10 protein-coding genes are annotated in these 12,121 nt (G+C 42.7%); 3 read left to right on the top strand and 7 right to left on the bottom strand.

Annotated elements, in window-relative coordinates:
• Positions 1 to 4 precede the first annotated feature (4 nt).
• Positions 5 to 1,570 carry an MDR family MFS transporter gene (locus AS888_RS16625; protein WP_061143268.1) on the bottom strand — a complete coding sequence of 522 codons (1,566 nt, stop codon included), beginning with the start codon at positions 1,568 to 1,570 and terminating at the stop codon, positions 5 to 7.
• A 242-nt stretch (positions 1,571 to 1,812) separates the two neighbouring features.
• Between AS888_RS16625 and proC the strand changes: the two genes are divergently transcribed.
• Complete coding sequence (gene proC, locus AS888_RS16620) at positions 1,813 to 2,619, top strand: pyrroline-5-carboxylate reductase (protein WP_061143267.1); 807 nt, start codon at positions 1,813 to 1,815, stop codon at positions 2,617 to 2,619.
• An 81-nt stretch (positions 2,620 to 2,700) separates the two neighbouring features.
• Entirely contained in the window at positions 2,701 to 4,068 is a 1,368-nt protein-coding gene (locus AS888_RS16615) for an FAD-binding oxidoreductase (protein ID WP_061143266.1), read from the top strand.
• Positions 4,069 to 4,415: 347 nt separating this feature from the next.
• On the opposite strand, the gene ald is transcribed toward AS888_RS16615, so the two are convergent.
• The 6 genes from ald to AS888_RS16585 all read right to left on the bottom strand — a co-directional run bounded on the left by ald (position 4,416) and on the right by AS888_RS16585 (position 10,892).
• On the bottom strand, positions 4,416 to 5,549 hold the full coding sequence (ald, locus tag AS888_RS16610; RefSeq protein WP_061143265.1) for an alanine dehydrogenase: 1,134 nt from the start codon (positions 5,547 to 5,549) through the stop codon (positions 4,416 to 4,418).
• A 197-nt stretch (positions 5,550 to 5,746) separates the two neighbouring features.
• The gene (locus AS888_RS16605; protein WP_061143264.1) at positions 5,747 to 6,568 is read right to left on the bottom strand and encodes an EcsC family protein; all 822 of its coding nucleotides are present in this window, start codon (positions 6,566 to 6,568) and stop codon (positions 5,747 to 5,749) included.
• A 47-nt stretch (positions 6,569 to 6,615) separates the two neighbouring features.
• Positions 6,616 to 7,875 carry a PucR family transcriptional regulator gene (locus AS888_RS16600; RefSeq protein ID WP_061143263.1) on the bottom strand — a complete coding sequence of 420 codons (1,260 nt, stop codon included), beginning with the start codon at positions 7,873 to 7,875 and terminating at the stop codon, positions 6,616 to 6,618.
• 146 nt (positions 7,876 to 8,021) lie between these two features.
• Positions 8,022 to 9,020, bottom strand: coding sequence for an inorganic phosphate transporter (locus AS888_RS16595; protein ID WP_061143262.1), 999 nt, complete (start codon positions 9,018 to 9,020; stop codon positions 8,022 to 8,024).
• A gap of 16 nt (positions 9,021 to 9,036) precedes the next feature.
• The gene (locus AS888_RS16590) at positions 9,037 to 9,657 is read right to left on the bottom strand and encodes a DUF47 domain-containing protein (RefSeq protein ID WP_061143261.1); all 621 of its coding nucleotides are present in this window, start codon (positions 9,655 to 9,657) and stop codon (positions 9,037 to 9,039) included.
• A gap of 236 nt (positions 9,658 to 9,893) precedes the next feature.
• On the bottom strand, positions 9,894 to 10,892 hold the full coding sequence (locus AS888_RS16585) for an inorganic phosphate transporter (RefSeq protein WP_061143260.1): 999 nt from the start codon (positions 10,890 to 10,892) through the stop codon (positions 9,894 to 9,896).
• Between the two features lie 366 nt (positions 10,893 to 11,258).
• Here AS888_RS16585 and AS888_RS16580 point away from each other — a divergent pair, with 366 nt between their 5' ends.
• Entirely contained in the window at positions 11,259 to 12,089 is an 831-nt protein-coding gene (locus tag AS888_RS16580; RefSeq protein ID WP_081092492.1) for an aldo/keto reductase, read from the top strand.
• Positions 12,090 to 12,121: the final 32 nt, after the last annotated feature.

Raw genomic sequence — 12,121 nt, 5'->3', positions numbered from 1 at the left:
TTGTTCAACTTAATTCTTTTTCCGTTTCTTGATCTTTTTTGATTCTGCCGGATCCCACGGAAAGTGCCACTAATATGCCCGCTGCAACAAAAAAGATACCAGTGACGAAAACACTGGAAAAGGCATCTATCCAAGCGTTTTCGATCGTTTTTATCAGGACGCTGCCAAATTCAGCAGGTACTTTAAGATTCTCGGGATAAAGCATGATGTTGAATAACTTATCCGTTTTATCCGCTAGTGCAGTCAGTGCCTCGTGCAATATCGGATTCTTTTCGCTTAGTGCTGCATCATCCATATTTTTCTGTAGGTTATGATTCATGACTGCGTTTAAAATCGTGATGCCCATCGTCCCGCCTATTGATCGGAAGAAGGTAGAGGCCGCCGTGACCGATCCAAGCTGTGACTTAGGAAATTCATTTTGAACGGCAATCATCAATGTCGGCATGACAAGCCCCATCCCGATTCCAAGAACGGCCATGAAGGAATAGGCAGTGTAAATCGTCGTACTGCCATCCATCGTACTCATTAGGAAGAAGCCTAAAGTCGCGATGGCCATTCCAAAGGTAAGCACTGTGCGAAAACGGAAGGTTAATAACAACCTACCGCCTACGATACTGGAAAGAATTAAACCGACCATCATGGGAGTCATGGTCGATCCCGCTTTTGTAGGTGAAACGCCAAGCACTCCTTGCATGAACAGGGGAACGAACATGATCGCCCCGAACATGCCGAGGCCAAGCAGGAATCCGAGAATATTGGTGGTCGCAAAAACACGATTTTTAAAAAGGGCTAAATCAAGGATCGGTTCAACTGCTTTTCTTTCAAAAATGATGAATAGAGAAATGAAGATGATGGTAAAGCCGAAAATCAAGAGAGATTCAAGGGATGCCCATTCGAACTTATCACCACCGAATGTCAAGCCCAATAATAATAGGACAATACCAGGTATCAAGGTGAAGATGCCAAGATAATCAATATTCACTTTCACCGTTTTACTGATCGACTCATGTTTCAACCCGACATAAATCAGGATGGCGGATAATAACCCTGTCGGCACATTGATGAGGAAGATCCAATGCCAACTGATATGGTCTACGATCACTCCGCCAAGAAAAGGTCCAATGACAGAACTTAACCCGAAGAGGCCACCGAATACTCCTTGCCATTTGGCTCTTTGTTCCGCCGAGAAGATATCGCCGATGATCGTCTGGGATAAGGGCATGATCATTCCGCCGCCTATGCCTTGCAGCCCCCTGTAAATGATCAATTGCTCCATGGAGGTGGCAGTGGCACATAAAAATGAACCAATCGTGAAAATGATCGTACCAAGCAGGTAGAGAGATCGCCTGCCATATAGATCAGAAAGCTTTCCAACAATCGGTACAACAGTCGTTGAAGCTATTAAATAGGCAGTCGTTACCCAAGCGAATATGGTAAAACCATTCAATTGCCCGATAATCGTCGGCATGGCCGTCCCGACTATCGTCTGTTCCAATGAACTGAAAAACATTCCAATGATCAACCCTGTTAAGACAAGCCTGGTATTGACTGCTTTTTTCTCCATTTGCATACCATTTCCCCATTCCTCAAACTGTATTCATTGTGACTGATAGGTCAAAATTATATAGGGGAAATGACCAATTAGTCAATGGTTTTTTTTCGCTAAAAAAATCAAGATTTTCTCCATATCCCCTTAGTAATTCGGTTGGAAATCGCTAAATCCTTCCTAGTGGATATTCCGGCGTGTTTCCATATAGCAAATCCGATATAATAAGAAGGAATATAGATGGATCTGGATAGGAAGTGTAAGATATGAATGAAAAAATCGGTTTTATCGGCTGCGGTAAAATGGGGGAGGCCATGCTGGAGGGCATGTTGCTTGCTGAGGTGGTTTCGCCCGATCGAATCATGGTAAGTACTGCAAGCTTGGAATCCATGACGAAGATCACCACGAAACATAAGGTTAAAGGCACCATCGATAATGAAGAAGTTGCCGAGTTTGCCGACATTCTCTTTCTTGGGATTCAACCTGCCATGCATAAGCAAGTGCTTGAACAGGTGAAGGGTCATGTAAAAGGAAGCACCGTGATCATTACGATGGCGGCAGGAATCAATATTTCTCTAATAGAAAACAGCTTTGAAGGGAAAGTGAAGGTCGTAAGGACGATGCCAAACACTCCTTCCCTTGTGGGTGAGGGCTTGACAGCCATAAGCATTAACGATGAAATCACGGATGATGATATCGCAAATGTAACGGCACTGCTCAATAGCTTTGGAAAAACGGAGATCCTTCATGAGAATTTGATGGATGCAGTACCGGCCATAAGTGGATCGTCTCCAGCATATGTATACATGTTCATCGAAGCGCTGGCTGATGGCGGGGTTCGAGATGGCATTCCGCGAAAACAAGCATACCGTATGGCAGCACAAGCTGTAATGGGGGCTGCTAAAATGGTTCTTGAAACGGAAAGGCATCCAGCCGCTTTAAAGGATGATGTTTGCACTCCAGGTGGTTCAACGATAGCAGCAGTGGCTGCTTTGGAAGAGGCACAGCTTAGATCGGGCATTTTACAAGCAATGAAGGCATGTACGGATAAAGCGAAAGGGATTGGCAAATAAGAGAGTGACGATTGCCCCCAATGGGCAATCTCCTTTTGGTTATCGTTTTCAGAATGTTTTGTCAAAAAAGGAGGGTGCAGGATGAATCAGTACATAGAGGACTTAAGGAATATATTGACGGATGAGCAAGTAACGGTGAATGAAACGTTATTGGAACAGCATAGTCATGATGAATCGTACCATACACCGCATTTACCTGATGCGGTTATCTATCCAAAGGATACGGCAGAAGTACGTGCAGTCATGAGGTATGCGAATGACCACGATATTCCTGTGATTCCGTTCGGGTTAGGATCAAGCTTGGAGGGGCATGTCGTTCCGGTTAAAGGAGGGATTTCCCTTGATATGACCTTAATGAATCAAGTTTTGGAGATCAGGGAAAATGATTTTCTCGTTAAGGTGCAGCCGGGCGTGACAAGGACACACCTCAATAAAGAGTTGAAAAAGTATGGACTGTTCTTTTCCGTCGACCCCGGCGCCGATGCGACGCTGGGCGGAATGGCCGCCACGAATGCAAGTGGGACGACCTCGGTTAAATATGGGATAATGCGTGATCAAGTCAGGGATCTGGAAGTCGTACTGGCAAACGGTGAAGTGATCCACACGGGCAGCTTAGCGACAAAATCTTCATCAGGCATTCATTTGAATGGCCTGTTTGTAGGATCGGAAGGTACATTAGGTGTTTTTACTGAGCTGACATTAAAGGTATATGGAATCCCTGAAGTCACCATGGCAGGAAGAGCGACGTTCCCGACCGTCGAACAGGCTGTATCTGCGGTCAATGGGATCATGCTTGCAGGAATCCCGATTGCACGAATCGAATTGGTTGATGCAGAATCAATAAAAAAAGTTAATCAATTCATGGACAAAGCCTATGACGTCAGACCTACCTTATTTCTGGAATTTCACGGGAATTTTGCCGGTTTGGAACAGGATGTCCAATTCGCCAAGGAAATAGTAAGTGATTTTGGGTGTGGCGATATCCAGTTCGAAATGGATTCAAAAGCACGGAATGCTTTGTGGGAGGCCCGGCACAATCTCGCGTATGCCTTCATTCATAGTGCTCCGGGCAAGAAACTGATGGTGACCGACGTAAGCGTACCGCTGCATGAATTATCGAATGCCATCTTGGAAACGAGGAAGAAGGTCGAACTTTCCAAAGTGGAGGGAGCGATCGTAGGACATGTAGGTGATGGCAATTATCATGTTTTGTTCATGATTGATCTACAGAACGATGAGGAAGTGAGAGAGGCGAAGCGATTAAATGAAGAAATTGTCGAATATGCTCTATCAAAAGGTGGCACTTGTACGGGTGAACATGGTGTCGGGATTGGGAAATTGAAGTATCAGTCAAGGGAGCACGGAGCAGCTTACCAAGTGATGAAAACGATCAAATATGCACTGGACCCGAACGGAATTATGAATCCAGGTAAAATTTTCGCAGATTAGAAGAGTACAGGGTGCTAGATGAGCAGTATCTTCCAATAAAGAAATTAGTGAAAGGGCAGACTTGCGGTTCCTATAAGAACGGCAAGTCAACGCCGATTACACGTAATTGAACTACATGAGTGTCCGAAATTTTCGATCTATATCAAGCACATTCGGAAAAAATGCCTGACGTGTAAAATAATCTGCCCGTCCGAGCAGAAAATCCGACCAACATCGGAATAATCCGTCCGAACGAGTTAGTATTTCGCCCCGCATCGGGGATAAACCGGCCTACAGCAAAAAATTCCTGAGATTTCCGATAAAAAAACTCCAGACACGATCCGTGTCTGGAGGCTTCTTTTTTTATATTAAGCGTTAATGTTATTTGGGTTTAAGGCATTTTCAACACTCACATAGTTGTAGCCTAAGTCGTTTGCAACTGCTTCGAACGTGATTTCACCGTTCGCCACATTGACGCCTTTAGCAAGGGCATCATTTTCAAGGATCGCTTTAAGAGCTCCTTTGTTTGCGATTTGAAGGGCGAATGGAACCGTTACGTTCGTTAAAGCGACAGTAGATGTTTGAGGCACTGCTCCTGGCATGTTCGCCACTGCGTAATGGACAACTCCATGTTTTACATAAGTAGGGTTATCATGTGTTGTTATGTGGTCAACCGTTTCAAAGATTCCGCCTTGGTCGATTGCAACATCGACGATCACTGAACCTGGAGACATCGACTTAACCATTTCTTCCGTTACGAGCTTTGGAGCTTTGGCACCCGGAATCAGTACAGCGCCAATCACCAAATCAGCATCCTTGACTGCTTCAGCAATGTTATAAGGATTGGAGATAAGCGTAGTCAGCTCATTTCCGAAAATATCATCCAATTGACGAAGACGGTCGGGGCTTAAGTCAAGAATGGTTACATCTGCGCCTAAACCAATTGCAATCTTAGCTGCGTTCGTCCCAACCATTCCTCCGCCGACAACTGCGACTTTACCGCGTTTCACTCCAGGAACTCCGCTTAATAGGATTCCTTTGCCGCCATTATTCTTTTCAAGGAATTGAGCACCGATTTGTGCAGCCATACGTCCTGCCACTTCACTCATTGGCGTCAATAACGGAAGTGTGCGGTTTACTGCAACCGTCTCATAAGCAATGGCCAAGACACCGCTTTCTTTTAGGGCCTGTGCAAGGGCCGGTTCGGCTGCAAGATGTAGATATGTGAAGAGAATTAAATCTTTACGGAAATATTTATATTCAGATGAGATAGGTTCTTTTACTTTCATGATCATGTCTGTACTTGACCAAACGCTAGCAGCGTCCTCGACTATTACTGCACCAGCTTCTTGGTATGATTCATTTGTAAAACTGCTTCCTAGACCAGCGTTCATTTCGATTAATACTTCATGTCCCGCATTCACTAATGCTACAACGCCTGCTGGAGTGATAGCTACACGGTTTTCATTGTTTTTAATCTCTTTCGGAATTCCTATTCTCATCTTAATCCCTCCAATAATATGTTTTACTATTTGTAACACAAGTATAGTTGGAAAAAGTAACAGTTAGTATGTGGAAATCAGAAAAATGAAAAAGGTGTATTTGTGAAATTCCACAAACGCAGATTCAATAAACATGGACTTGCTCGTTGTGAGCCCTTCATTCATATCAATAATGTGACATAATATGACAAAGGGGCTTAACTTTTAAGTGTCGATTCTTGAATGCGCTCTAAAATCCGTCTTTTCCTATACAGCATGATACCTGTATCAGCCATATCGGCAATCATGGAGCGATTGGTGATGGCGCCAAAGATCATCCCGGCAATCGGAACGATTTGCAAAAGCTTCTTCCAGCCAAACTGATCACGATATGTATATACGACTTCGCGCCATCCTTGCATCTCGGAGGCGATTTTTCTCTTTGATTCAGACTCAGGCAAATTCATTTTAGACAATTCCTCTAATATGGCCTTTTTTCCAACAACATCCGATGTTGTGAATTGCAGGCATTTGACGATGAAAATCCGTTCTTGACGGTCACGGGGATTGAAGCCATACGAGATGGCGATATCCTGAAGTGTCTTGATCGACATGCCGAGAAGAAGGGGAATATCGATGGCTAAGGTGAAGATTCCGCCTATACCGGTAGTGGCTCCTTGAACCGTTGCCAATTTGCTGCCGGAGTTTTTAATTTCCTGGCTCACGCCATCCATGACATGGAGCGGCAAGCTTGAAACATCATCCAGACCCTTAATGTTCGTTTCGGGACTTTTGGCTTGAAGCTTAGCCAGAATGTGGGTCTCTTTCGTTAAATACTTTCCGCCAGTCTGAATGTAACTGCCGATTTCATCGAGCATGATCCCCAATTTATCCTGAATGAAGTCTGGGGTCAACTTATCCAATAGCTTGAAGGGGAGTCGTCCGATTCGTTCCCAAAACCATAGTCCCTTTTGATCCTTCTCCCATTTTTCGATGTTTCGTAATTCTTTCTCAAGCTCTTCTTTTGTTTCCAGTTTCATAAGACCAACCTTTCCATGCTTCTAGTATCTCCATACCGGGCACGATTTCATGAATTTTTCTTGAAATAATCATCATATTGATCCAGTTTAATATTAAGAAAAAGAGACATTTTTTGAATCGGGTCTTTTAGACGGATGGCCCCCACTTCGGATATTCGCTTTAAACGGTAATTCAATGTATTCACATGAATATGAAGCTTTCTCGATGCCTCGTTTGGGTTACAGTCTTTTTCCAAATAAACGGTAAGTGTTTGCAGCAATTCGGTTTGGTTCTTCCTATCATATGCTGTTAATTTTAAAATGGCTGGATGGGCATGACGCTGTTTATTGCCTGCAAGCGCTTCAATCATTTGGAACATGCCAAGCTCTTCAAAGTGTACGATGAGGTTCATATCATCAGGGAAAATATTCTTCATCCTTAACGTGTATTGTGACTCCTCGTAGCTTGATTTAACATCCAGAAAGTTTTTATACGTATTGCCAGCTGTACCAAGGATATGCTCTACACCGAAGCGCTGTTTCATTTCCAGGATGAAATATGGAATGAAATCATATATGGATGTAGTGAAAAAAGGACTGTTTTCCTCTGTGGCGCCTGCGAAAAGAATGAGCTTGTTTTGGTCAATGGCAAAGAGGGAACTATTTATCTTTTGAGTAGTCGTTAGCATGTATGAAATGTATCGTTCCACTTCACGATTGATCTCTTCAGGAAATTCGAATACCATGATCGAAAAAACAACAGGTACATGAAGCGAAAATTTCGTGAAGTTTTCAATTATTTCTGCTTCTTCTTGATAGTGTCCTGTCAACAGGCGCCATAGGAATTCCTGATGGCCCGCCTCTTTCCGTTTCTTTTTCAGCTGCAATTGCTGTAACTGATTTTTAGCCTCCTTGGCTGCAAATTGGAGAAAGTCCATATCTTCATCGGAGAAAGGCGCATTGACCTCCAGGGCCCAGATGAAACCAAGGACTTCATTATTTTTTCGAATGGAAACCGCAGCCCTATTACCGAGGCCAACATCATTGATGGCCCCGATTTTGATGGGGGCATCCTTTTTCAATAAAGCAGGGATGATGCCATCTTTCCATAAACTGTTGATGACCTTTTCAGGTACCCGTCTTCCGATGATGGTCATTATGCGTGCCTGATCGGTAGTATCATCATGTGTGCTATATGCAAGTAAACGGTGGTTACCGTCTTCGATTGTAATAGGGCAACCTAAAACCGAACTGATTCTATCGGCAAACTCCATCATATCTCCATAAAGGTCTTTAAAAATATCTCTATTTTTTTCGAATTCCTTCATATTTATTTTTGCCCCTCGCTAAAAAAATTCCTTCTCCTTGAATTTTATACGATTTTTATTGAATACGCATGGATTAAATGCATGGGGGGGTGTACATATAACAGAAAATCCCTTCCGATGGAAACCGGAAGGGATTTTCTGATTTTTTAAAATAGGAAATTGATTAGGTAATAAATCAAACCTGCCAATGTTGCTGAAATGGGAATCGTGATGAACCAAGTGATGATCATTCTTTTTGCCGTTCCCCATTTTACGCCTTTAACCCGATGAGCCGATCCTACTCCAAGAATGGAAGAGGAAATAACATGGGTAGTACTGACGGGCATGTGTATCACGGTCGCGCCGAAAATGATGAAGGCACCGGTTAAATCCGCCGCTACACCATTTACTGGGCGGATCTTCATGATCTTGCCGCCGACGGTTTTGATGATTTTCCATCCACCTACGGAAGTTCCAAGCCCCATCGCTAGCGCACAGGAGAATTGGACCCAGAAGGGGATATCCGAACTTGAAGCATAACCATTCGCAATAAGGGCCATCGTGATGATCCCCATCGCTTTTTGAGCATCATTCGTCCCGTGAGTATACGATTGAAGTGCTGCAGTGGCAATCTGTATAGTACGGAATTTTTGGTTTGTTTTCGTCAAATTATTGTTTTTGAAGACAACTTTAAAGATGCTGTATACGATAAACCCGATTGCAAAAGCAATTAGCGGGGAGAAAATCAAAGCTTGAAGAATTTTTAGGAATCCTTCCCATCTTATGCCGGCAAAACCAGCTGCAGCAATGGCGGCCCCTGCAATCGAGCCGATCAGTGCGTGGGAGGAACTGCTTGGTATTCCGTAGTACCAAGTGAGTAGGTTCCAAAAAATCGCAGCCAGCAAAGCGGCCAGGATCACATAAGAACCATTAGGAAGCGTGAATGGATCCACGATATCCTTTGTAATGGTCTTCGCCACGCCAGTAAATGTCATGGCTCCGACGAAGTTCATGATGGCGGCCATGATGATGGCATGGCGGGGCTTCATGGCCTTTGTTGAAACGGCAGTCGCTATAGCGTTGGCTGTATCATGAAATCCATTGATGAAGTCAAATGCTAAAGCAAAGAAAACGATTAATATTGTCAGAATTAATAAAGTATCCATTTATTTGGGGTACTCCTTAGGCGTTTTTCATTATGATTGTTTCAAGTGTATTGGCCACCGCTTGACAGTGATCGGCGATTTCTTCCAGGCTTTCGTAAATTTCTTTATATTGAATGATTCTGATTGGATCTTTTTCAACTGTAAACAGGTTTTTGATCGATTGACGTTGTATTCCGTCACAAACAGATTCAAGATCTTTTATTTTAATTGCATTCTCACGAATCATTGGTAATTTTTTTGTCGAGAGAGTATCTACAGCTGTTTCGATTTCATACGTACATTCCTTGATTGCATCAACAAACTTCAGCATATACTCGTCTGCATTGACGATCGAGTACATTTCGAATAATGCGGAACAGTGCTCCAAACCATCAATGACATCATCCATTCTCATGGTTAATTCAAGGATATCCTCCCGTTCGATAGGAGTGATGAAAGCGTTGTTCAACTCTTTGATCACGTTATGGACCATTGAATCGCCTTTATGCTCATAATCTTTCATCTTATCTGAAAATACTTTTAGATCGGAGATGTTTTTCAGCTTATAATCCGCGAAATAGTCAGCACCTTCTTTAAGGTTTTGAGCGATGTTGAAAAGCATTACTGCGAATTTGTCTTTTTTTGATTTAAAAGCCATGTTGAAGCCTCCCAATTATTCATGCAATTTACGCACCTTAGTCGTACGCTTAGTATTAACAAGTTGATTGTAACGAATTCATATACATTCAGGGAAGGTTTTTCGACGAAAATTTACAAAATCTTAATAAAACTTTACAAATTAAAACAAGGATAAGTAAAAAATGGGAACCAATTACACTTATTAAGCGGAATCCGATGTAAAAAAAGCCTCTCCGGAAGGAAAGGCTGACGATGTTATAAAAACAAGGCAATAATATAATAAATCATACCGGCTAATGAAGCGGAGATGGGCAATGTTATGAACCATGTGATTAACATGCTTTTAGCCGTTCCCCATTTTACCCCCTTGATTCTGTGTGCAGAACCGACCCCAAGGATGGATGAAGAAATGACATGTGTCGTGCTGACAGGCATGTGCAGGAAGGTAGCACCGAAAATGATCGCCGCTCCTGTCATATCGGCAGCGACCCCGTTTACCGGTCGAATTTTCATGATTTTCCCACCGACGGTTTTAATGATTTTCCAGCCTCCGATTGATGTTCCAAGCGCCATGGCTATTGCACAGGATAATTGGACCCAGAAAGGGACTTCGGAATTAGTGGAATACCCGTTAGCAATTAAAGCCATGGTGATGATACCCATGGATTTTTGTGCATCATTCGTTCCGTGTGTATAGGATTGAACGGCCGCCGTGAGAATTTGTATTCTCCTGAATCGCTTGTTGGTCTTTCCTAAATTGTTGTTTTTGAAAATCACCTTAAAGATGCTGTATACAATGAATCCAAGTGTAAAAGCAAGGATGGGTGAAAGAATCAAGGCTTGGACAATCTTGGTGAATCCGCTCCATTTAATCGCATCGAACCCACTGGCGACAATGGCCGCCCCGGCTATTGAACCGATTATCGCATGAGAAGAGCTGCTTGGAATGCCAAAATACCAGGTAACCAAGTTCCAAGTTATTGCTGAAAGAAGCGCAGCCAAAATGACATAAGAACCGTTGTTCAATGTGAATGGATCCACAATATCCTTCGTAATCGTATGTGCCACACCTGTAAAGGTCAGTGCCCCTAATAAATTCATGGCTGCAGCCATGATGATGGCGTGGCGCGGCTTAAGCGCCTTGGTTGACACGGCTGTAGCGATGGCGTTCGCCGTATCATGAAATCCATTGATAAAGTCAAAGACCAAAGCAAAAACGATAATTAACGCGGTTAAGATGAAAATGCTACTCATACATGGAAGACTCCCTTAATATTCAAATATGTAAAAATTGAATTTGGATTGTAAACACTGAAAGGTTTGTTCTGCAACTCCTCATTATTTAGAATGGGGGTTTTACGTTTGATTATTCTTTAAAAATCGCACCTTCTTTAACTTGTTTTTAAACAACTATTCAATTGTAACGAATTTCTTATCTATAAGGATAGATGTTTGGTCATTTTTTTACAAAATATTTAATTTAGTGAAGGAATAAATGTGTGATTATTCCTTTTATCTGGTGGATTTTCATTAAAACGGAAACGAAAATACGAGGCTTATGGTTAGAAATAGGAGAAAGGGAGTTGTATAATTGGTAAATAAAAGTATGGGGGAATGTAGATGATTTCAAATATACGGGAAACGATCACTTTACATAATGGGGTTAAGATGCCGCAATTGGGTTTTGGTGTTTTCAAGGTGAAGAATGGCAATGAAACGGTTGCTTCCGTCAAGAAAGCAATTGAAGTGGGTTATCGTGCGATTGATACGGCAGCCATTTATGAAAATGAAGAAGGGGTTGGACAGGCAATCTCTGAGTGTGGAGTTCCCCGTGAAGAGCTATTCATTACATCTAAAGTGTGGAATACGGAGCAAGGATACGATACTACCCTTCAGGCATTTGATGATAGCTTGAAACGCCTTGGTTTGGAATACTTGGATTTATATTTGATCCATTGGCCGGGCAAAGACAAGTACTTGGATACATGGAAGGCTTTAGAAAAGCTTTATAAGGATGGAAAAGTGAAATCGATCGGCGTCAGTAATTTCCATGTTCACCATTTGGAAAATTTACTGGCGAATTGTGAAGTGAAACCAGTCGTCAATCAAATCGAGTTGCATCCCCTTTTGACTCAGGGGGAAATCCGTAATTACTGTGAAAAGAATGAAATCAAGGTGGAAGCATGGAGCCCGCTAGGCAGGGGGAATCTATTGGAAGAACCGACGATTAACCATATTGCGAAAAAGCATGGGAAAAGCCCAGCGCAAGTGCTGATTAGATGGCATCTACAACATGATATCGTCGTTATACCGAAATCGATCACACCGGCCCGCATCGAGGAGAATGCCCAGGTGTTTGACTTTTCATTGAGCCTTAACGAAATGAATCAAATTGATTCCTTGAACAAAAATGAACGATTCGGAAGCAATCCGGATGAGGTTTTGTTTTAAATACGGCGGAAATCAGAGGCTGTCCCACTATG

This window comes from Peribacillus simplex (assembly GCF_001542915.1).
Classification (GTDB): Bacteria; Bacillota; Bacilli; order Bacillales; family DSM-1321; genus Peribacillus; species Peribacillus simplex_B.
This window is presented reverse-complemented; position numbering and strand designations above follow the sequence as displayed.

Excerpts from the sequence above, each read along its gene's own strand:
- AS888_RS16625 (WP_061143268.1), bottom strand. The coding sequence starts at position 1,570 with ATGCAAATGGAGAAAAAAGCAGTCAATACCAGGCTTGTCTTAACAGGG.
- proC (WP_061143267.1), top strand. The coding sequence starts at position 1,813 with ATGAATGAAAAAATCGGTTTTATCGGCTGCGGTAAAATGGGGGAGGCC.
- AS888_RS16615 (WP_061143266.1), top strand. The coding sequence starts at position 2,701 with ATGAATCAGTACATAGAGGACTTAAGGAATATATTGACGGATGAGCAA.
- ald (WP_061143265.1), bottom strand. The coding sequence starts at position 5,549 with ATGAGAATAGGAATTCCGAAAGAGATTAAAAACAATGAAAACCGTGTA.
- AS888_RS16605 (WP_061143264.1), bottom strand. The coding sequence starts at position 6,568 with ATGAAACTGGAAACAAAAGAAGAGCTTGAGAAAGAATTACGAAACATC.
- AS888_RS16600 (WP_061143263.1), bottom strand. The coding sequence starts at position 7,875 with ATGAAGGAATTCGAAAAAAATAGAGATATTTTTAAAGACCTTTATGGA.
- AS888_RS16595 (WP_061143262.1), bottom strand. The coding sequence starts at position 9,020 with ATGGATACTTTATTAATTCTGACAATATTAATCGTTTTCTTTGCTTTA.
- AS888_RS16590 (WP_061143261.1), bottom strand. The coding sequence starts at position 9,657 with ATGGCTTTTAAATCAAAAAAAGACAAATTCGCAGTAATGCTTTTCAAC.
- AS888_RS16585 (WP_061143260.1), bottom strand. The coding sequence starts at position 10,892 with ATGAGTAGCATTTTCATCTTAACCGCGTTAATTATCGTTTTTGCTTTG.
- AS888_RS16580 (WP_081092492.1), top strand. The coding sequence starts at position 11,259 with ATGATTTCAAATATACGGGAAACGATCACTTTACATAATGGGGTTAAG.